The sequence below is a fragment of the Micrococcus sp. HOU01 genome (assembly GCF_035609305.1).
GTDB classification, from domain to species: Bacteria; Actinomycetota; Actinomycetes; order Actinomycetales; family Micrococcaceae; genus Micrococcus; species Micrococcus luteus.
Map to the genome: position 1 here is coordinate 2,499,404 of NZ_CP141211.1, position 20,279 is coordinate 2,519,682.

Sequence of the window (20,279 nt, forward strand, 5' to 3'; positions counted from 1 at the left end):
ACCGCCGGTGACGACGGCGGGCGGAGCGCCGTCGTCGGCGTCCCTACCCTGGTCGGACCCGCCGACCAGGAGGACCGCCGCCCATGACGCCCACCGAGGACCCCGCCCGCCCCGACCCGGCCGAGGAGGGCGCCTCCGGGGCTGTCCGCGGCCCGAACGACGGCGTGCCCGCCGCGGCCCTCGCGACGCTGCCCGGCCCCCTCCCGCAGACGCTGGTCGACGCCGCCGACCCGGACGTCCACCCCGGCCGCCCGGCGGACCGGCTGCACGGCGGGCGCGGCGACGGCCGTCCGGTGGCCGAGTCGGACCGGCTCGCGTTCTGGGAGGCGGCCGGCCGACGTCTGAGCTGGGAGCGGCCCTTCACCCGGACACGCTCCCTCACCGCCCCGGACCCGGCCGCCGAGCGCGGCCCGGACATCCGCTGGTACGAGGACGGCACCCTGAACGTGGCCGTGAACTGCGTGGACCGGCACGTGGCGGCGGGGCGCGGGGAGAAGGTCGCCCTGTACTTCGAGGGCGAGCCCGGCGACCGCCGCGCCGTCACCTACGCACAGCTGCAGCGCGAGGTCGCCCAGGCCGCGAACGCCCTCGAGGAGCTGGGCATCGAGGCGGGCGACCGCGTCGTCGTGTACCTGCCCGTGCTCGTCGAGACGATCGTCATCACGCTGGCGTGCGCGCGGATCGGCGCCGTGCACTCGCTCGTGTTCGGCGGGTTCTCGGCGGAGGCGCTGCGGTTCCGCGTCGAGGACACGGGCGCCAAGCTGCTCGTCACCACCGACGGCCAGTTCCGCCGCGGTGCCGCCGTCCCCGTGAAGGCCAACGCGGACGAGGCCGTGTCCGGGGACAACGCGATCGAGCACGTCCTCGTCCTGGACCGCACGGGCCACCGGGACATCCCGTGGACCGAGGGCCGAGACCTGTGGTGGCACGACGTCGTGGACCGCCAGCCGGACACCCACACCCCGCGCGCCTTCGACGCGGAGCACCCGCTGTTCATCATGTACACCTCCGGCACCACGGGACAGCCCAAGGGGCTCGTGCACACCTCCGGCGGGTACCTCGCCGCGGCCTCGTGGACGCACGACTTCCTGTTCTCCCACCCGGACCCGGCACGGCGCGACGACGACGTCCACTGGTGCACCGCGGACCTGGCCTGGGTCACCGCGCACACCTACGAGATCTACGGTCCGCTCTCGAACGGGGTCACGCAGGTGATCTACGAGGGCGTGCCGAACGCCCCGCACCCGGGCCTGGCACTTCGAGGTGATCGAGCGCTACCGGGTGACGAGCTACTACACGGCGCCCACCCTGATCCGCTCGCTCAAGGGCTGGCATCCGGACGGGATCCCGGCGCACGCGGACGGCGGTCCGGACCTGTCCTCGATCCGCCTGATCGGGACCGTGGGCGAGGCCGTGAACCCGGAGGCCTGGACGTGGGCGCGGACCCAGATCGGCCGGGACACCCCGGACCTGCCGATGGTGGACACGTGGTGGCAGTCCGAGACGGGCGCCACCGTGCTCTCCCCGCGCCCCACGGACACGGCCTTCAAGCCGGGCTGCGGCTCCCGACCCCTGCCGGGGGTGGACGTGGCCGTGGTCGACGACGACGGCGCCCCCACGCCCGAGGGCCTGCAGGGCCGGATCGTGGTCACCCGCACCTCGCCGTCGATGGCGCGGACCGTGTGGCGGAACCCGGCCCGCTACTTCCACTCGTACTGGGAGGACTACGCGGACCAGGGCGAGGCGGGCTGGTTCCTCGCCGGTGACGGCGCCAAGCGGGACGAGGACGGCGACGTCTGGATCCTCGGGCGCGTGGACGACGTCATCAACATCTCCGGGCACCGGCTGAGCACCATCGAGATCGAGTCCGCCCTCGTGGCGCACCCGGAGGTGATCGAGGCGGGGGTGTGCCCCGTGCCGCACGAGACCACCGGGCACGCCGCCGTCGCCTTCGTGGTGGCGCACGAGGGCTGGCTGGCCGGCGACGACGGCCCCGGCGCCTCCGCCGCCGACCGCGCCGAGGAGCTGCGGCGGCACGTGGGACGGGTGATCGGGCCCGTGGCCAAGCCCGCCGAGGTGGTCTTCGTCCCCGACGTGCCCAAGACCCGCTCAGGCAAGATCATGCGGCGGCTGCTGACGCAGCTGCACCAGGGCACCGCGCTCGGGGACACCACGAGCCTCCAGAACGAGCCGTGCGTCGCACAGATCGCCGAGGTGCTCCGGGCCGGCCGTCGCGCTCAGGACGCCGGCGCTGGCGGCGTCCGCAGCGCCAGCTCGGCCAGCACCTGAGCGGCCCGCGGCACCACGGCGTCGTCGAACACGGCCTGCGGGGAGTGGTTGACCGGGGCCTCGTCCGGGTCCACGCCCTCCGGGACCGCCCCGAGCAGGACGTAGGCCCCGGGCACCCGCTGGAGGACCTCGGAGAAGTCCTCGCTGCCGGGCTCAGGCTCGGGCAGCTCCCGGTAGGCGTCGGCCCCGTAGAGGTCCTCCACGACCCCGCGGGCGAAGGCCACCGCGTCCGCGTCGTTGGCCGTCACCGGGAACGCGCAGTCCGCCCGGACCTGCGCGCTCATGCCGTGCGCCGCGGCGATCCCGTGCACCATGCGCTCCACGGCCGCGCGCAGCCGGGCGCGGGCGTCCGCGGAGAAGGTCCGCAGGGTGAGGGCGAGGGTGGCGCTGTCCGGGATGATGTTGGCCGCCGTGCCCGCGCTCAGGTGCCCGACGGTCGCGACCACCGTGTCGAAGGCGTCGAACTGCCGGGTGACCACGGACTGCAGCGCCAGCACCATCTCGGCGGCCACGGGCACCGGATCCTGGGCCAGGTGCGGCACGGAGCCGTGCCCGCCTCGACCGTGCACCGTCACCACCAGGTCGTCGCAGCCGGCCTGGATCGCCCCCGGGCGGCTGCGCAGGACGCCGCGCGGGTACGTGCCCGAGGAGACATGGATCGCGTAGGCGGCGTCCACCGGTCGCCCGGCCGCCTCCAGCAGTCCCTCCTGGATCATGTGCAGGGCGCCGCCGCCGGTCTCCTCCCCGGGCTGGAACATGGCCACCACGTCGGCGGTGAGCTCCCCGCGACGGCGCACCAGCCACGCCAGCGCGCCGTAGAGGCCGGCGGTGTGCAGGTCGTGGCCGCAGGCGTGCATGGTGCCCGGCACGGCGGGGGCGTACTCCAGCCCGGTCTCCTCCGTGACGGGCAGGGCGTCCATGTCCCCCCGCAGCAGCACGACCGGCCGCCGGGCCCCCTCCGGCAGCGGGGCCCCGCCGCGCAGCACCACGACGACGGAACTCAGCGCCCGGCCCACGCCCGTCTCCAGCGCGGGGCGGCCGGTGGCGGCATCCTCCCCCGCCTCAGCACGCAGGGCCTCGAGCCGCTCGAGGACGGCGGCCTGGGTGCGGGGCAGGTGCAGGTCCAGCTCCGGATGCCCGTGGAGGAGGCGGCGGAAGGCGATCGCCTCCCGGGCGATGTCCTCCGGCAGGTCCGGGGCGAGGGCGTTCACGGGCGGGGTGGGGGCGGCGCGGTCCATGAGGACATCATGCCGTGGCGCCCCGCCGGCCCACCTGGATCGCGCAGCGGGTCAGCCGGCCAGCTCCTGCAGCTCGGCCAGGTCGAGGACGTCCTCCGAGGCGGGGGCCTCGGGCGCCTCGACCGCGTTCCACTCGGTGAAGGTGGCATTCGCGTCCACGTCCTCGTCCTCCGAGTTCACGTCCTCGAGACGGTAGAGGGTCGTGCTCTCCGGGTCGATCAGCATCGTCCGGCCGAACTCGTGGTGCTCCTCGGGCAGCGCGTACTTGAGGTACTTCCTGCCCTCGAGCTCCACCTCCTCGGCCTTCAGGTCCTTGCCGTCGAAGGCGTCCGCGGCGGGCATGTCCTCTTCGAGGTCGGACATGATCTCCTCCAGTGAGATGTCCATCTGCGCGGCCTGCTCGGCGTTCGTCTTGATCCAGCGGTCGCCCACGAGGGTGGAGAACATGCCCATCTCCGGGGGCAGGTCGTCACCGTCGGCCTTGAGCTTGAAGAACACGTCGGCGTCCCGGCGCAGGACCTCGATGGCCATGGTGGCCGCCCCCATGTCCACGTTCATGGTGCCCCGGAGGTGGGAGTCGTCGGTGGCGCCGGCGAGGTCCACGTTCGCGGACTGGATGGCGTCCGTGCCCAGGGAGGCGGAGGGCGACGCCGAGGCCGACGCGTCGTCCTTGTCCTCCTCCTTGTCGGCGGCGGTGCCCTCCATCTTCAGGCGCAGGCTCTCGGCATCCACGACCTTCTGGCGGACCTCGGGCCAGCTCTCCTCCAGCGTCGGGTCGGAGGCGCAGCCGGTGAGCAGCAGACCGGAGGCGGCGAGCATGCCGACGGCGAGGCGTGCGGGCGTCTTCATGGGGACTCCTTCACAGAGGTGCGGACGTGCCGGCGGCCGGGGACCGCCGGACGATGTCGCGTCGACCCTCTCACGTCACCCCTGGCCCGTCATGCCCTGAGGGACGCCGGAACTTCTACTGTGCCGACCCTGTGCGGGTCAGCCGCCGGTGGTGCCGTCCTCGAAGATCTGCCCCGCCGGGGTCTGCTTCTCCGCCTGGAACACGTCCTCGGCGCGGCCGTAGGCCCAGTACGCGCTCACCGACAGCTGCCGCCGGTCCACGCCGCGCACGTCCGTGAGGTGCGCCCGGACGCGCTTGACCTGCTCCCGCTCGCCGTGCACGAACGCGTGCACCCGTCCGTCCCGCCACGCCGCGTCCTCGACGGCGGCGGCGAACCGCGTCGTCTCCGGGGTGAAGGGGCCGCCGCGGTGCAGCCAGCGCACCTCGACGCCGGCCGGCGCGGTCAGGGGCACCTCGTTCCGGGCGTCGGTCACCTCGATCAGCGCGAGACCGGCCGCCGCGGCGTCCGTGGCGGCGAGGTCCTCGAGGGCGGCGGCGATCGCCGGCAGCGCGGACTCATCGCCGGCGAGCAGGTGCCAGTCCGCGGTGGGGTCGGGTCGGTAGGCGCCGCCCGGGCCCAGGAACGCGACCTGCTGCCCCACCGGCTCGGACGCCGCCCACGCCCCGGCCAGGCCGCCGTCGTGCCCGGGGGCGGCGCCGTCGCCGTCCGCGCCGTGGACCACGAAGTCGACGTCCATGGTGCGGGCGGCCGCGTCCATGCGGCGCACCGTGTAGGTGCGGCGGACCGGCAGCTGCTCCGGGGCGAGACGCTCGCGGAGGGCGTCCAGGTCGTACGGGGGTTCGAGGCCGAGCGCGGGGTCGGCGAAGAGCAGCTTCACGTACTGGTCCGTGGCGCCCTTCTCCGCCCAGCGGGCGTGGACGGCGTCGAACTGCTCGCCGCCGAGGGTCAGGCGCACGAGGTGCGGGGTGAGCCGGCGGGCGGCCACCACGGTGAGGACGGTCTGGGGCCGGGCCATGCGGGCCTCCTGGGGTCGGGGGCGGGGTCTGCGCGGGCACGCGTCGCCCACCCTCCCACGACGAGGCGGATTAGCGCACGTCAGCGTGACGTTTCCCCGCGGCGTCGGGGTCGGCGGAACCGGGCCCCCCGGTGGTCCTCCGGCAGCAGCGGTCCCGCGCCGGCCGGGGCCGGGGTGGCGCGGCGCGCCCCTAGGCTGAGCCCGTGCGTCTCGTCCTGCTCGTCCTGCTCTCACTGCTGAGCCAGCAGCTCGGCGCGTCCGTGGCGGGCCTGCTGTTCGACGACGTCGGCGCGTCCGCCATGGTCGCCCTGCGCGTGGTGTTCTCCGCGGCCGTGCTGCTGCTCGTCACCCGGCCGAGCCGCGCCGCCCTCGCCGGCCTGGGCCCCCGGGGGTGGGCCGCCGTCGTCGGGCTGGGCGCGGCCATGACCGGCATGAACCTGGCCATCTACGAGGCGTTCGCACGGATCCCGCAGGGCGTGGCCGTGACGTTCGAGGTGCTCGGGCCGCTGGCGCTGTCCGTGGCGGCGCGGCCGTCGTGGCGGTCGGCGGCGTGGGCGGCCCTCGCGCTCGCCGGGATCGGGGTGCTCGGCCGGGAGGGGTTCAGCGCGGGCGGCGGGATCGGCGGGGCGGGACTGGACCCGGTGGGGGTGGCGCTCGCGCTGGCCGCGGCGGCGTGCTGGGCGGCGTACATCCTGCTCTCGCGGCGCGCGGGGACCCATCTGCCGGGGGTGCAGGGGCTGGCCCTGGCGACGGCCGCCGGGTCCCTCGTGGCGCTGCCGGTCGGCGTCGCGACGGCGGGGGCGGCCCTGCTCTCTCCCGTGGTGCTGGGCGTGGGGCTGGCCGTGGCGCTGCTGTCCACGGCGGTGCCGTACGGGATCGACCTGCAGGTGCTGCGCCGCATGCCGACCGCGCTGTTCTCCCTGCTGACGTGCCTGTCGCCGATCGCGGCGGCGTTGACCGCGTGGGCCGTGCGCGGGCAGGAGCTCACCCCGCTGGACCTGGCGGGGATGCTGCTGGTGATCGCGGCGTGCGCGGCCGCCGTCTGGACGGGCCGGTCACCGGGTGTGGCGGGCAGGGGCTGAGGCTAGCCTGTGTCGATGCCCCACCCGTCCCGTCCCGCCCCCGACGACGTCCCCGCCGCCGAGCGCGCCGCCCTGCGCCGTGGCCGGCTGCGTCCGTGGCTGCCGTTCCTGCTCGCGGCCGTGCTGTGCCTGGCGCTGCTGGGGTGGGCCCTCGTCGCCCTGCCGGGCCTGCCGGAGCGCGTGCCCACGCACTGGGGCGTCGACGGGCGGCCGGATGCGTGGGAGGACACCTCGTTCGGCACGGTGGCGGCGGGGCCGCTGATCGGCCTCGGCATGACGGGTTTCCTGGCGCTGGTCTCCGCTATGGTCACCGCCCTCACCCCCACGGATCCGGGACTGTCCCCGTGGCGGCGCGTGCGCCAGACGGGGGTGCACCGCGGGGTCCAGGAAAGCCTCGGGTGGTCGTGCGTGCTCATCGTGCTGGTGCTGGCCCCGACGACGGCCGAGGTGCTCGCCGCCGGGGCGTGGACGATGCCGTGGTGGCTCCTGCCCCTCACACTGACCGTGCTCATGGTGGGCATCTTCCCGGTACTGCGGGCCGGAACGCAGCGGTGGACGCGCTGGTCGGACCGCGTCGCGGCGGACCTCGAGTACCGGCCCACGGCCGCGGAACGCGCCGAGGACGAGATGTGGACGCCCCTGGGGCTCAAGCGCGACCCCGAGGACCCGGCTGTCTTCCCCGCCAAGCGTCCCGGCTACGGGGTGGGCGCGACGGTCAACCTCGCCACCCCGGTGGGCCGGTGGCTGGTGCGCGGATTCGTGGCCGTGTTCATCGTCGGCCTGCCGCTGGCGATCTGGCTCGGCGCGTACGCGGCACGGTGAGGCGGACCGTGCCCGACGACGACGCCGCCCGCCTGCTCCTGATCGCGGACACCCACATCCCGCGGCGCGCCCGCGCTCTGCCCGCGCAGGTGTGGGCCGAGGTGGCGCGGGCCGACGTCGTGCTCCACGCCGGCGACTGGGTGGCCGAGGACGTGCTCGACGACCTCGACGCGAGGGCCGCCCGGCTGGTGGGCGTGTGGGGCAACAACGACGGGCCTGGGCTGCGGGCGCGGCTGCCCGAGGTGGCGCGCGTGGAGATCGGCGGGGTGCGGATCGCGATGGTCCACGAGACGGGCCCGGCGGCCGGCCGCGAGCGCCGCATGGCCGCGGCGTTCCCGGACGCGGACGTGCTGGTCTTCGGGCACAGCCACATCCCGTGGGACACCGTGGCCGGTCCGGACACCGCGAACCCGGGGCTGCGGCTGCTCAACCCCGGCTCCTGCACGGACCGGAGGCGGCAGCCGGTGTGCACCCTGATGCGCGCGGTGGTGCGGGGCGGGCGGCTCGAGGACGTGGAGCTGGTGTCCGTGGACCGCACGCCGTGACCGACGGGCCGGCCGCTCCCCCCTGCAACGCTGGTTGAGTTATCACGGGTCCAGGCGGCTCGCGCCCGTGATAACTCAACCCGCGTCGCGCCGGTGCCACCATGACCGGCGGGCCGGCCGCTCCTGCACAGCCACCACGACGACGGCGGCCCTCCCCAGGGCGCGTCGGTTCGGCCCGTCGCAGGGCCGGGGGGCGGCAGGCTCACCCCATGACCGCGCGCACGCCCCTGCCGTCCACCCTCGCCGCGGGCGCCTTCACGACGGCCGAGCTGCACGCCGCCGGCCTGCCGTGGCGCCGCACCCTCGCGGCAGACCTCGCCCGGATCTGCCGCGGCGTGCACACCGCGGGCATCCCCGACCCGTGCGCCCCGGACGGCGCGGCCGCGCTGGTCCGCCTCACGGGCGGGGTGGTCTCCCACGTCTCTGCCGCCCTCTGGCACGGACTGCCGCTGCCGCCCCGCCTCGCGCGGCCCGCCGGACTGCACCTGACCTTCGACCGCTCCGCGCGCACGCACCGGACCGACCTGGACGGCGTCGTCAGCCACCGGGTGCGGCTGCCCTCCGACCACGTGCTCGAGCTTCCCGACGGCCAGCGCGTCACGACGGCGGCGCGCACCTGGTTCGACCTCGCCGGGATGCTCCGCCCCCACGAGGTGGACTGGCTCATCGCGGACGGCGACCACCTGGTGCGTCCGCCGTGGACGCCGACGGGCCGGGCGGACCCCGTGGCCACCGTGTCCGAGCTGTCGGAGGTGCTCGCCCGCTGCCGTGGCCGGCCGGGTGTCCGTCTCGCACGTGCCGCGCTGGCGGAGGTGCGCGTCGGGGCCGACTCCCCGCCCGAGACCTTCCTCCGGCTCGCGCTGATCCGGGCCGGGCTGCCGGAGCCGGAGCTGCAGGTCGCCGTCGACCCGGCCGACCCGGCCTCGCCCGTCGTGGACCTCGGGTACCGGGGGGCGCGCCTGGCCCTCCAGTACGACGGCGCCGGCCACCGCACGGCTCAGCAGCAGGCGAGGGACGCCCGTCGGGACGCGTACTGCCTCGAACGGGAATGGACGACCCTGCGCTGCACCTGGGAGGACCAGCGCGCTGGGTTCGGGCGGATCGTGGGGCTGGTCCGGCGTCGGCTCGCCCGCACGCGCTGATCCGCCCCCGCCCGTCCAACGCGGGTTGAGTTGTCATGGGTCCCGTCCAACGCGGGTTGAGTTGTCACGGGTCCAGGCCCGCGTAACCGGTGATAACTCAACCCGCGTTGCACGGCACCGGCCGGCGCCGCGTGACGCTCTGCGACGTGCCCACCCTGCCCCCGGCGCGCCTCGCCCGGGACAATGGGGCGGACTGTCCCGAAGCCTCCATCGAAAGGACCCCCGTGGCTGACCACGAGTTCGGCTTCCGCACCCAGGCGCTGCACGCGGGCGCCGTCCCGGACGCCGTCCACGGCTCCCGCGCGGTGCCGATCCACCAGACCAGCTCCTTCGTGTTCGAGTCCGCCGAAGACGCCGCCAACCTCTTCGCGCTGCAGAAGTACGGCAACATCTACTCGCGGATCGGCAACCCCACGGTCGCCGCGTTCGAGGAGCGGGTCGCCACGCTCGAGGGCGGGATCGGGGCCGTCGCGACGGCGTCCGGCATGGCCGCCGAGTTCGTCACCTTCGCGGCCCTCGCCGGGGCCGGCGACCACATCGTGGCGTCCTCCAAGCTGTACGGCGGCACGATCACCCAGCTGGACGTCTCCCTGCGCCGGTTCGGCGTCGAGACCACGTTCGTGGACTCCGCCGAGGCCGCGGACTTCGAGGCCGCCCTCCAGCCCAACACCAAGGCCGTCTACACGGAGATCGTCGCCAACCCCTCCGGTGACGTCGTGGACCTGCCGGGCCTGGCCGACGTCGCCCACCGGCACGGCGTGCCGCTCGTCGTGGACGCGACCCTCACCCCGCCCTACCTGATCCGGCCGATCGAACACGGCGCGGACATCGTCATCCATTCGGCCACGAAGTTCCTCGGCGGGCAGGGCACCACGCTCGGCGGCGTCGTGGTGGAGTCCGGCCGCTTCCCGTGGGACAACGGCAAGTTCCCGTCCATGACCGAGCCCGTGCCCTCGTACGGCGGCGTCTCCTGGTGGGGCAACTTCGGCGAGTACGGTTTCCTCACCAAGCTCCGCTCGGAGCAGCTGCGCGACTTCGGCCCGTCGCTGGCCCCGCAGTCGGCGTTCCAGCTGCTGCTCGGCGTCGAGACGCTGGCCCCGCGCATGGACGCCCACCTGGCGAATGCGCAGGCCGTGGCGCAGTGGCTGGACGAGGACCCGCGCGTCTCCTGGGTCCGCTACGCCGGCCTGCCCGACCACCCGCACCACGCCCGCGCGCAGCAGCTGCTGCCCCGGGGCGTCGGCTCGGTGTTCAGCTTCGGCGTGGCCCCGGCAGCCACGGACACCGACGACGGCGCCTCCGGCCCGGAGGCCGGGCGCGCGACGGCGTCGCGCTTCATCTCCGCGCTGCAGCTGGCCTCCCACCTGGCCAACATCGGCGACGCGAAGACGCTGGTGCTGCACCCCGCCACGACGACCCATCAGCAGCTCACCGCCGAGCAGCTCGTGGCCGCGGGCATCCCGGCGGACCTCATCCGCATCTCGGTGGGCATCGAGGACCTCGAGGACATCCTCTGGGACCTGGACCAGGCCCTGACCGAGGCCACCGGCCGCGCCCGCGACGGCGCCGTCGTCCCCGCAGAGCAGGAGGCCTGAGCCATGAGCACCACCCACCCCGAGCGCACCTGGACCGGCCCCGGCGCCCCCGAGCGCCTGGCGATGCTGCGGCGCACCCGGTCGATCGCGATCGTCGGCGCCTCGGACAAGCCGGCCCGTGCGTCCTACTTCGTGGCCACGTACCTGCTGAGCTCGACCACGTACGACGTCTACTTCGTGAATCCCGTGCTCGCCGCGGCCGGCAAGGAGATCCTCGGCCACCGCGTGTACGCCTCGCTGGACGGCCTGCCCGTCACCCCGGACCTCGTGGAGGTGTTCCGCAAGTCCTCCGACGCCCCCGAGGTGGTGGCGGACGCCGCCCGCGTGGGCGCCCGGACCGTGTGGCTGCAGCTGGGCATCTGGAACGAGGACGCCGCGCGCCAGGCCGAGGCCGCGGGCCTGGAGGTCGTGATGGACCGCTGCGTGAAGATCGAGCACGCCCGCTTCCACGGCGGGCTCAACCTCGCCGGCTTCGTCACCGGCGTGATCAGCTCGCGGCGCCAGGAACTGGACCGCTAGGCGGGCGACGCCCCGTGTCGGGCGTCGTCCGGCCGTCGTTGCGCACCCGCCCGTCGATGGCGTGGGATGGTCCCATGACCTCCGAGCTCCCCTCCTCGTCCCTCTCCCCCGCCTGGACCGGCCGCACCGACGGTGACACCCCCGAGCACCTGCGCTGGCACCAGGTCGTCCGCCCCGCCGACGGCCGCGGCGAGCCCACGACGCCGCAGCGCGACCCCGGCGCCGGCGCTCCGACGTCGGGCGCGCGGTCCACGGCGCTCATCGGCTTCGCCTCGGACGAGGGCGTGCGCCGGAACCACGGCCGCGTGGGAGCCGAGGACGGCCCGGAGGCGCTGCGCGGTGCGCTCGCCTCGCTCGCGTACCTCGAGGGCACGGGCGCGCTCGTGGACGCGGGCGACGTGTCCGTGGACCGCGGCGACGACGACGCCCCGGGCGAACTCGAGGCGGGCCAGGCCGAGCTGGGCACAGTGGTCAGCGGGCTGCTGAACGCCCACGACCTGGCCGTGGTGCTCGGCGGCGGACACGAGACCGCCTACGCCTCGATCACGGGCCTGACCGGCTCCACGCGCGTGGCTGCTGGCACCCGCGTGGGCATCCTCAACCTGGACGCGCACTTCGACCTGCGCGAGGCGCCGCGGCCCAGCTCCGGCACCCCGTTCCTGCAGGCGCTGCGGGACGCCGAGGGGGCGGAGCATCAGCTCTCCTACGCGGTGGTGGGCATCAGCGAGGCCAACAACACCCGGGCCCTGTTCGACACCGCGCGCGAACGCGGGGTCACGTGGGTGACCGACGAGCAGGCCCAGACCGCCGACGTCACCGGCGTGCGCCGCTGGGTGCGCTCCTTCATCAACGCCGTGGACGTGCTCTACCTGACGATCGACCTGGATGTGCTGCCGGCCGCCGTCGCCCCAGGGGTGAGCGCACCGGCCGGCTTCGGCGTGCCGTACGAGGTGATCCACGCGTGCGCGCTGGAGGCCACCCAGTCCGGGAAGCTGGCCCTGGCCGACGTCGTGGAGCTCAACCCCGCCCTGGACGTGGACGGCCGCACGGCGAAGGCCGCGGCCCGGCTGATCCACACGATCGTCAGCCGTCACCGGACGGACGCGTCGCTGCTGGCCTGAGCGGGCCGGGGTCCATTCGGGCGCGGGGGCCGCACCGCGAGGGCCGCGGTGCGGCTGATCCACACGATCGTCGGCCGCCACCGCCGCTGAGGTAGCGAGGTGCGTTGAGGGTCACTCAGCCTCTGTGATGATCAGAAAGCAGACTCTGCATCTTCCAGAGCTTCTTTAAGAACCTCCACGCCTGATTTTGGCTGAGCCGGGCACACCTCCGGCCTCGGGCAGAGCACAGAGATGAGCATCCAGATCGCCAAACGAATCTGCCCAGTCGGATTGATCCCCTCCACGGCTCCCGCTGCAATCTTCTTTGTCGCTGCGATTGCCAAGGCGACGACCGGTCGAGGAAGACCTGCCGTGGCGAGGGCTGTCCTGATGCGAGCGGCTGCTTCATCGATGTATTCGCCTGGATCTAGCGCATTCGCCACCTCGGCAAGTACCTGGCACATAGCATGGCGCCGCACTCGTCCACGCCCCTGTTCGCCGTAGGCTACGGCAAAATCGAGAAGGTGCGTACGAACTTCCCGGATGCTTTCCGTGACCAGAAGGTCACCAGCCAACTGAAGCACTTCATCGATTCGACGACGTCGCTCACATTCCATTGGGGAAGTCTGTCTATCGGCACCCTCCGGCCCTGGGGGCAGAGCGATCAATGTCTCTGTTGGTGGGGTAACGCCCGGACCTGGGGAAGAGCCACAGTGCGGACAACGTGCACGAGCAGTTTCTTTCCTATGGCCTCGCTTGGGGGCCCTGGGGCAGGTGACGGGAGTCATGTCTGAACACTACGTGAGCAGTCATAGAAACTGGAGGCTCGCAGAAGGGCGGATATCACGACTCGGCTCACCGTCCGGTCAGGTCATGCGACGACGCCGCGCGCCTCGTCCCCGCCCGCGTTCGCTTCTGGTCCCGGCACCATCGCAGACGTCCGGACGAGGTCCAGCCGCTCGCGCAGGGAGTACACCTGCGCCTCCTCGGACAGGCCGAACGGCCCCCCGGGGGCGTCGTCCGTGTAGGGAGATTCGAACAGCCGGCCGGCGTCCAGGACGCCATTGGCGGTAAGCTCCTCCACCATGTGACCCAGGAAGCGGATCCGCGCCTGGGTGAGCGTCCGGTCCTGGACGAAGTCCGCGACCACGCCCTGCGCGGCGGCACGATCCATCCCCACTAGCATGCGCACGAACAGGCCCAACTGTCCCTCGCCCTCGGACTTCGCCGCGGCCAGGTGCGCGTCCTCGGCCCCGATGCTCCGGAGCAGCTGTTCGAGCGACTCCAGGTCCGGCTCGGTGAGCTGCTTGCCGTGGCGCAGCTTCTGCAGCGCCAGCGAGGACTCGTTGTGGCGCAGCGGCTCGCTGACCTTGGCCCAGAACCGTTCGATGTCCACGCCGGGCGTCGGCCGCACGACGTCGACCTCCTCAAGCTGCGTGAGCGTGTCCGCAAAGTCCGTGTATACGCGGGAGCGGCGGACCTTCTCGATGAACTGGACGAGCCCGCGCAGCTTCTTCCGGGCGTGCTCGAGCATGCCGAGAGTGACGCCCTCCCACCATTCCTCCCCGGCCACGGCCTCGAGGAGGATGATCTGTTCCTTCACGGCGGGGATGGCGTCCTTGGAGAGCAGGTTCTCCCCGAGGGACTGCACCGTGGCCCGGATGCGCTCGGCCGTGCCAGCCTCCCCGGTGAGGTCTGCCAGCTGCCGGCGCACGATGAGCAGGTCGAAGCGCTTGGCGTCGACGTCCTCCCCCGGCAACCCGGTGACCACCCCGGCCAGCGCACGTGCCCGTTCGGCGGCCTGGGCGCTCAGGGACGTCCACGCCTCAGGCCGCTGGAACTCCTCGACCTCCCGGCGGAGAGGGCGGGCCAGGACGTTCTCGAGGGTCAGGCGGGCGATGGCCGCCTGCAGCTCCTCGGCGGCGGTGCGGCGCAGCTCGCGCACCGCGCGTTCCTCCGGCCCGACGGCGGCGGGCGCCCCAGCGTCATCGTCCAGGGCGTCGAGGGCGACGACGAGCGCGAGCCGGTCCTCGAACAACCGCTGGGTGAGGGACCTCTGGGTGAAGCCGTCGGACTCCGGGAGGTCCTGGTTGAAGAACTCGAGGTTCTGGCACCAGTCGAAGACGAGGAAGTCCTCCTTGTCCCTCCCCGGCCCGTAGAGGTCCGGGCGCAGGCGGGTGCCGCGGCCGATCATCTGCCAGAACTTGGTCTTGGAGCGGATGAGCTTGAAGAACACGAGGTTGACGACGTCGGGCACGTCCACCCCCGTGTCCAGCATGTCCACGCTGATGGCGATGTGCGGGGCCTTGCCGGGGGTCTTGAAGTCGTCCAGCAGGGCGTCCGGGTAGCGGCTGGCGTGGGTGATGATCTGGGCGTACCGGCCGCCGAGCTCCGGCCACTGGGCGTCGAACCGCTGCAGGATGAACTCGGCGTGCGGCTGGTTCTTGGCGAAGACGATGGTCTTGCCGAGCCGTTCGCTGCCGGCCACCTTGTGGCCGTGCTCCCTGAGGGTGGAGAGCACGCGGTCCACGGTGTCCGCATTGAAGAGGAACCGGTTGATCTCCTCGCTCGAAACCTCCTCGGGCGCCTCGTCCTCGCCCCAGTCCAGCGCGTCCCAGGCCTCCTGCTCCTCGGCGGGAAGCTGATCGTACCGGGTGCCGCGACGCAGGAAGGTGGTGCCCACGGAGACGCCCCGCGGCGGCACCAGGAACCCGTCCGCCACGGCCTCGTCGAGGGTGTAGGCATCAGTCGGCACGCCGGGCTCGAGGCCGAAGAGGCCGTAGGTGTTCCGGTCGATCTCGTCCTTGGGGGTGGCGGTGAGGCCCACGAGAAGGGCATCGAAGTGGCGGAAGATCTCGCCGTACTTGGCGTATACGGACCGGTGGGCCTCGTCCACGATCACCAGGTCGAAGTATCCGGGGTCGAAGCGGGCGCCCTGGCCGGTGGACTCCTGGATGAGGCCGAGCATGGTGGGGTAGGTGGAGGCGTAGACGCGTCCCTCCCCGTGCCGGTTCTTCAGCAGGTTCACGGTGGTGCCGACGAAGCCGTGCTCCACGAAGGCGTCCGCGGCCTGCTTCACGAGGGCCTGCCGGTCCGCCAGGAAGAGCACGCGCTTGACCCATCCGGCGCGGGCCATCTGGTCCACCAGGGCGACGGCGGTGCACGTCTTCCCGGTGCCGGTGGCCATCACCAGCAGTGCGGCGCGGCGCTTGTTCTCGAACGCATCAGCGTATGCGACGAGGGTTCACCGCCAGTGCCATGTGTGCGAGAATCGCACACATGTCGCCGACCACTCCTCATTCGCTGGGTGCCCGTGTACGTGCCGCGCGGGAGCGTCGCGGGATGTCCCAGCAGGACCTAGCTACCGCCGTTGGCCTCGAGCGCACCATGGTCAACCGGATCGAAGGCGGACAACGGAAGGTCACTGCCCTGGAGCTGGCCTCCATCGCCGATGCCCTGGGAACCCGAATGCAGTCGTTCTTCACCGAGCCTGCGCCAGCGCTCGTCTCGCACCGTTCCGCCCAGGGGTTGGATACCACCGAGTCGGCCGTGGACCACCTGCTGGCCGAACTCCTCGCAGACGTCGAGTTCCTGCACGGCCTGCATCCCATCGAGGGGTTCGGCGTGCGGGACCCCTGGGAGCAGCCCAAGTCCGTTCACGAGGCCGACGACATGGCCGCCCGGGCACGCGAGCACGTCGGGTATACAGCAACGGAACCCGTAAAGGACCTCCAGGCGCACCTGGCCACTGCTGGCCTGCTCCTGTTCTCCCGCAACTTCGGCGTGGACGCCGCTGACGCGGGAACGGTGCTCCTCGCCGAGGGCGGCATCTCCCTGGTGAATTCCACCCCCAAGGTCGGGCGACGCCGCCTCTCCGCCGTGCACGAGCTTGGGCACTACCTACTTGCCGATGAATACACGGTGGACTGGCGCACCGCCCACACCGGCCCGGACATCGAGGGTCGCCTCGATCGGTTCGCTCGAGCATTTCTCCTGCCAGCAGCTGTCCTTTTACAGGAATGGCCCGCCGCAGCTCACTCAGGCGATGTCCGCACTGCCGCTGTGAAGATCGCCGGCACCTACCTGGTGGACATGTCGACCCTGGCCCGCCGACTCCACGACCTGGAATTGGTGGACGCTTCCACGGCAAACGACATCCGCGCTGTGCAGACCACGCAGACGGACATCATCACCCACGATCTGTACCCGTCTGACGAGATGGCAGGCACTACCCAGCCCCGGGTGTACCAGAAGCACGTCATCGCGCTGTTCGAGGCCGAGAAGCTCTCGCGTGAACGCACACTCGACCTCTTGGATGGGACTTTCGACGACGACGACCTTCCGGACCTTCCCCCACGTCAGGAACAGGAGATCTGGGAGTACGTCTCGTGACCGCCGTTCCGGAGACCTACGTCTTCGATACGGGACCACTGCGCCATTTCACCCTGAAAGGATGGCTCGGTGTGCTCAAGTTCCTGACAGCCGGCCATGCCGTGATTCCGGAGAGTGTGGAGCAGGAGATCAGGGACCAGCAGTACCAGCACCCAGATCTCCGGCAGATCTTGGACGCCGAATGGATCGTCGTGGACCGCAGCGAGGACCTCGAGTTCCTCGCGGCCTTCGCCCGATACGAGGAGCACCTTGTGGCGGGCGGTCGGAACCGGGGCGAATGCGGCGTTCTAGCCCTCGGTCGGACGCACGGGTATCGCATCGTGATCGACGACAACGTGCCCCGCGTCCTGGCCAAGCGCGAGAAGCTCGAGTGCACCGGCACCCTCGGGTTGCTCTGTGAGGCGATCCGCAAGGAGCAACTCACCGTTCCCATGGTTGAGAGCCTCGCTGACGATCTCATCATGGGCGATTACCGGCTTCCCTTCGGCCCAGGGGGATTCAAGTGCTGGGCCGAACAACAGGGACTCCTGGGATAAGCCCTTAGCTGGTGTCGTGCTGCAATCGGACTGATCGCGCCGTTCCGGCTTCACCGCACGACACCAACCACATGGCGTTGCCCGGATTGTCTCCCGCCTGATCCATACGATCGTCGGCCGGCACAGGACGACGACGGTGCTCCTCACCTGAGCCGAGGCGACCGGGCCCGACCCGCAGGCCGCCCCCTCCACACACAGAGTGGTCACGACACGCCGTCCCGTGCAGACGCACGCGGCATGTCGTGACCACTCTGTGGCGTCTGACCACTCTGTGGCGTCAGTGCCCCTCGGCCTCGGCGCCCTCGGACTCCTCGGCCAGGTCCTGCGGCTCGGCATCGGCGGATACGCCCGCGAGCGCCTCCGCCACGGCGGCCAGCACGGACCCGTCGCGCAGGGCCTGCTCGGCGGCGGCCAGCTGCGGGGCCATGTACTGGTCCGGGCCGGGGCCGGGCACGCCGGCCTCGCGGATCACGCGGACGGCGGCACCGGTCGCGGCGGAGGGCTGCAGCGGGGCGCGCAGCTCGATCGCGCGGGCGGCGGCCACGAGCTCGACGGCGAGCACGCGGCGGAAGTTCTCCACGGCCGAGCGCAGCTTGCGGGCGGCGTGCCAGCCCATGGAGACGTGGTCCTCCTGCATCGCGGAGGACGGGATGGAGTCCACGGACGCGGGCACGGCCAGACGCTTCATGTCCGAGACGAGCCCGGCCTGCGTGTACTGGGCGATCATCATGCCGGAGTCCACGCCCGGGTTGTCCACGAGGAACGCGGGCAGCCCGTGTGAGCGGGCCGGGTCCAGCATGCGGTCGGTGCGGCGCTCGGACATGCTGGCGACGTCGGCCACCGGGATGGCCAGGAAGTCCAGCACGTACGCCACGGGCGCCCCGTGGAAGTTGCCGTTCGAGCTCACCCGGCCGTCGTCGAGCACCACCGGGTTGTCCACGGTCGCGGCGAGCTCGCGCTCGGCCACGGTGCGCACGTACGCGAGGGTGTCGCGCAGGCCGCCGGCCACCTGCGGGGCGCAGCGCAGCGAGTAGGCGTCCTGCACGCGGGAGTCGCCCTCCTTGTGGCTGGCCACGATCGGCGAGCCCGCCAGGATCTTCAGCATCCGGTCGGCGGAGGTCGCCTGGCCCGGGTGGGGGCGCAGCGGCAGGTGCAGCTCCGGCACGAACACGCGGTCGGTGCCGAGCAGCGCCTCCACGGACATCGCGGCGGTGAGGTCCACGGTGTCGGCGAGCTCCTCGAGGTCGGCCAGCGCCATGATCAGCATGCCGAGCATGCCCTCGGTGCCGTTGACGAGGGCCAGGCCCTCCTTCTCCCGCAGCTCGACCGGCTCGATCCCGGCCTCGGCGAGCGCCTCGCCGGCCGGACGCAGCGCGCCGCCCGCCCCGACGACGTCGCCCTCGCCCATCAGCGCCAGGGCCACGTGGGAGAGCGGGGCGAGGTCGCCGGAGCAGCCCAGCGAGCCGAACTCGCGCACGGCGGGGGTGATGCCCGCGTTGAGCATGGCCACGAAGGTCTCGACCACCACGGGGCGCACGCCCGTGCGGCCGGAGGCCAGCGTGGTGGCGCGCAGGAACATCAGCGCGCGGACGACCTCGCGCTCCACCACGGGGCCCATGCCGGCGGCGTGGGAGCGGATCAGGGACTTCTGCAGCTGCGCGCGGGACTCGAGCGGGATGTGCTTGTCCGCGAGCGCGCCGAAGCCGGTGGAGACGCCGTAGGTGGGGGTCTCGGCCTCGGCCAGCGCCTCGACGTGGCGGCGCACCGCGCCGACGGTCTCGAGCACGTCGTCGGCGAGCACCACGCGGGCGTCGTGGCGGGCCACGGCGACGACGTCGTCCAGGGTGGCCCCGGACGTGCCGAGCGTGACGGTGGCGGGAGGGGTGGTCATGGTGATGCGTTCTCCTTGCTGTCGGTCGATCAGACGGCCCGGCGGCCGGCACGCCAGACCGCATGGGTCAGCGGCATGCCGGGGCGGTAGGCCAGGTGGATGGCGGCGGGGGCGTCGAGCACGTGCAGGTCGGCGCGCTTGCCGACCTCGAGGCTGCCGACGCGGTCCTGCGCCCGCAGGCCGATGGCCCCGCCGAGGGTGGCGGCGCGCACGGCCTCGGCGAGGGTCAGGTGCATCTGCAGCACGGCGGTGCCCACGTTGAAGTTCATGGACGTGGTGTAGCTGGTGCCCGGGTTGCAGTTCGAGGCCAGGGAGACCTCGATGCCGGCGTCGAGCAGGCGGCGCGCGGGCGCCAGCGGGGCGCGGGTGGACAGGTCGCACGCGGGCAGGCAGCCGGCCACGGTGCCGGGCGTGCCGGTGGCCGAGGCGCGGTCCCAGCCGGTCCAGGTGCCGGCGAGGGCCTCGACGTCCGCGTCGGAGAGGTGGTTGACGTGGTCCACGGAGGCGGCGCCGAACTCCACGGCCACGCCCACGCCCGGGCCCTGCTCGATCTGGTTGCCGTGCAGGCGCACGCCCAGTCCCGCCGCCACGCCCGCGGCGAGCACGCGGCGAGTCTGCTCGGCGTCGAAGGCGCCGGCGTCGCAGAACACGTCCACCCAGCCCGCGTGCTCCCGCACGGCCTCGAGCATCGGTCCGACGACGTCGTCGAGGTAGTCCTCCGCGTCCCGGCCCGGGGGCACGAGGTGGGCGCCGAGGAAGGTCACCTCGTCCACGAGGCCCTCCTCGCGCAGCCCGGCCAGCAGGCGCGCGTGGCGCGCCTCCTCCTCCACGGTGAGCCCGTAGCCGGTCTTGGTCTCGAGGTAGGTGGTGCCGCCGGCCACCGCGTCGGCCACCCGGCCGCGGACCAGCTCGGCCAGGCGGTCGTCCGAGGCGGCACGGGTGGCGGAGGTGGTCACGCCGATGCCGCCGGCCGCGTAGGACTCGCCCGCCATGCGGGCCTCGAACTCCGCGGAGCGGTCCCCGTCGAACACGAGATGCGTGTGGGAGTCCACCCAGCCGGGCAGCACGGCGCGGCCCTCGACGGACACCCGGTTGTCCGCCTCCGGGGCGTCCGCGGCGGCGCCGATCCAGGCGATGCGCTCGTCCTCGACGACGACGGCCGCGTCCGTGAGCACCCGCCCCTCGGGGTCGACGGTGGTCAGCTCGGCGATGTCGGTGATGAGCGTGGAGCGCATGGGGGCCTCTCTGCGGGACGGACGGGG

At 72.9% G+C, this 20,279-nt stretch carries 16 protein-coding genes and 1 pseudogene; 10 read left to right on the plus strand and 7 right to left on the minus strand.

Annotated features, from left to right (window positions below):
• The first annotated feature begins 83 nt into the window (after positions 1-83).
• A pseudogene (gene acs / locus SOY78_RS11475) lies at positions 84-2,289 on the plus strand (acetate--CoA ligase).
• On the opposite strand, the gene SOY78_RS11480 reads toward acs, so the two are convergent.
• The 3 genes from SOY78_RS11480 to SOY78_RS11490 form a co-directional block, all read right to left on the minus strand.
• Positions 2,238-3,527 carry a M20 metallopeptidase family protein gene (locus SOY78_RS11480; RefSeq protein WP_324701608.1) on the minus strand — a complete coding sequence of 430 codons (1,290 nt, stop codon included), beginning with the start codon at positions 3,525-3,527 and terminating at the stop codon, positions 2,238-2,240. The pseudogene acs and the gene SOY78_RS11480 overlap by 52 nt on opposite strands.
• Before the next feature lie 51 nt (positions 3,528-3,578).
• A complete protein-coding gene (locus SOY78_RS11485; RefSeq protein ID WP_145951194.1) occupies positions 3,579-4,376 on the minus strand; it encodes a hypothetical protein in 798 nt (265 codons plus the stop codon).
• Between the two features lie 138 nt (positions 4,377-4,514).
• Positions 4,515-5,393 carry a siderophore-interacting protein gene (locus SOY78_RS11490; protein ID WP_036336727.1) on the minus strand — a complete coding sequence of 293 codons (879 nt, stop codon included), beginning with the start codon at positions 5,391-5,393 and terminating at the stop codon, positions 4,515-4,517.
• Positions 5,394-5,596: 203 nt separating this feature from the next.
• Between SOY78_RS11490 and SOY78_RS11495 the strand changes: the two genes are divergently transcribed.
• The 7 genes from SOY78_RS11495 (at position 5,597) to hutG (ending at position 12,219) form a co-directional block, all read left to right on the plus strand.
• A complete protein-coding gene (locus SOY78_RS11495; RefSeq protein WP_020624947.1) occupies positions 5,597-6,475 on the plus strand; it encodes an EamA family transporter in 879 nt (292 codons plus the stop codon).
• Between the two features lie 15 nt (positions 6,476-6,490).
• The gene (locus tag SOY78_RS11500; RefSeq protein WP_043279474.1) at positions 6,491-7,297 is read left to right on the plus strand and encodes a DUF1648 domain-containing protein; all 807 of its coding nucleotides are present in this window, start codon (positions 6,491-6,493) and stop codon (positions 7,295-7,297) included.
• Between the two features lie 8 nt (positions 7,298-7,305).
• Positions 7,306-7,842 (plus strand): metallophosphoesterase family protein, encoded by a 537-nt coding sequence (locus tag SOY78_RS11505; protein ID WP_036315813.1) that lies wholly within the window; start codon positions 7,306-7,308, stop codon positions 7,840-7,842.
• Between the two features lie 209 nt (positions 7,843-8,051).
• Positions 8,052-8,984 (plus strand): hypothetical protein, encoded by a 933-nt coding sequence (locus SOY78_RS11510; protein ID WP_049147891.1) that lies wholly within the window; start codon positions 8,052-8,054, stop codon positions 8,982-8,984.
• A 224-nt stretch (positions 8,985-9,208) separates the two neighbouring features.
• The gene (locus tag SOY78_RS11515; protein WP_036315810.1) at positions 9,209-10,579 is read left to right on the plus strand and encodes an O-acetylhomoserine aminocarboxypropyltransferase/cysteine synthase family protein; all 1,371 of its coding nucleotides are present in this window, start codon (positions 9,209-9,211) and stop codon (positions 10,577-10,579) included.
• A 3-nt stretch (positions 10,580-10,582) separates the two neighbouring features.
• Positions 10,583-11,098, plus strand: a complete 516-nt coding sequence (locus tag SOY78_RS11520) for a CoA-binding protein (RefSeq protein ID WP_036315806.1) — start codon at positions 10,583-10,585, stop codon at positions 11,096-11,098.
• Positions 11,099-11,172: 74 nt separating this feature from the next.
• Complete coding sequence (gene hutG / locus SOY78_RS11525; RefSeq protein WP_036315803.1) at positions 11,173-12,219, plus strand: formimidoylglutamase; 1,047 nt, start codon at positions 11,173-11,175, stop codon at positions 12,217-12,219.
• 131 nt (positions 12,220-12,350) lie between these two features.
• Here the strand turns inward: hutG and SOY78_RS11530 are convergent, their stop codons facing one another.
• Both SOY78_RS11530 and SOY78_RS11535 read right to left on the minus strand, forming a co-directional pair.
• Complete coding sequence (locus SOY78_RS11530) at positions 12,351-12,815, minus strand: hypothetical protein (RefSeq protein ID WP_138976771.1); 465 nt, start codon at positions 12,813-12,815, stop codon at positions 12,351-12,353.
• Positions 12,816-13,069: 254 nt separating this feature from the next.
• Positions 13,070-15,385 carry a DEAD/DEAH box helicase family protein gene (locus SOY78_RS11535; RefSeq protein ID WP_051995273.1) on the minus strand — a complete coding sequence of 772 codons (2,316 nt, stop codon included), beginning with the start codon at positions 15,383-15,385 and terminating at the stop codon, positions 13,070-13,072.
• 155 nt (positions 15,386-15,540) lie between these two features.
• Here SOY78_RS11535 and SOY78_RS11540 point away from each other — a divergent pair, with 155 nt between their 5' ends.
• Complete coding sequence (locus tag SOY78_RS11540) at positions 15,541-16,590, plus strand: helix-turn-helix domain-containing protein (protein WP_010079571.1); 1,050 nt, start codon at positions 15,541-15,543, stop codon at positions 16,588-16,590.
• A complete protein-coding gene (locus tag SOY78_RS11545; protein WP_003038432.1) occupies positions 16,587-17,126 on the plus strand; it encodes a hypothetical protein in 540 nt (179 codons plus the stop codon). Before SOY78_RS11540 ends, SOY78_RS11545 begins: the two co-directional genes overlap by 4 nt.
• A 277-nt stretch (positions 17,127-17,403) precedes the next feature.
• On the opposite strand, the gene hutH is transcribed toward SOY78_RS11545, so the two are convergent.
• Positions 17,404-19,017 (minus strand): histidine ammonia-lyase, encoded by a 1,614-nt coding sequence (hutH, locus tag SOY78_RS11550; RefSeq protein WP_324701609.1) that lies wholly within the window; start codon positions 19,015-19,017, stop codon positions 17,404-17,406.
• 29 nt (positions 19,018-19,046) lie between these two features.
• Positions 19,047-20,252 (minus strand): imidazolonepropionase, encoded by a 1,206-nt coding sequence (hutI, locus tag SOY78_RS11555; protein WP_324701610.1) that lies wholly within the window; start codon positions 20,250-20,252, stop codon positions 19,047-19,049.
• Positions 20,253-20,279: the final 27 nt, after the last annotated feature.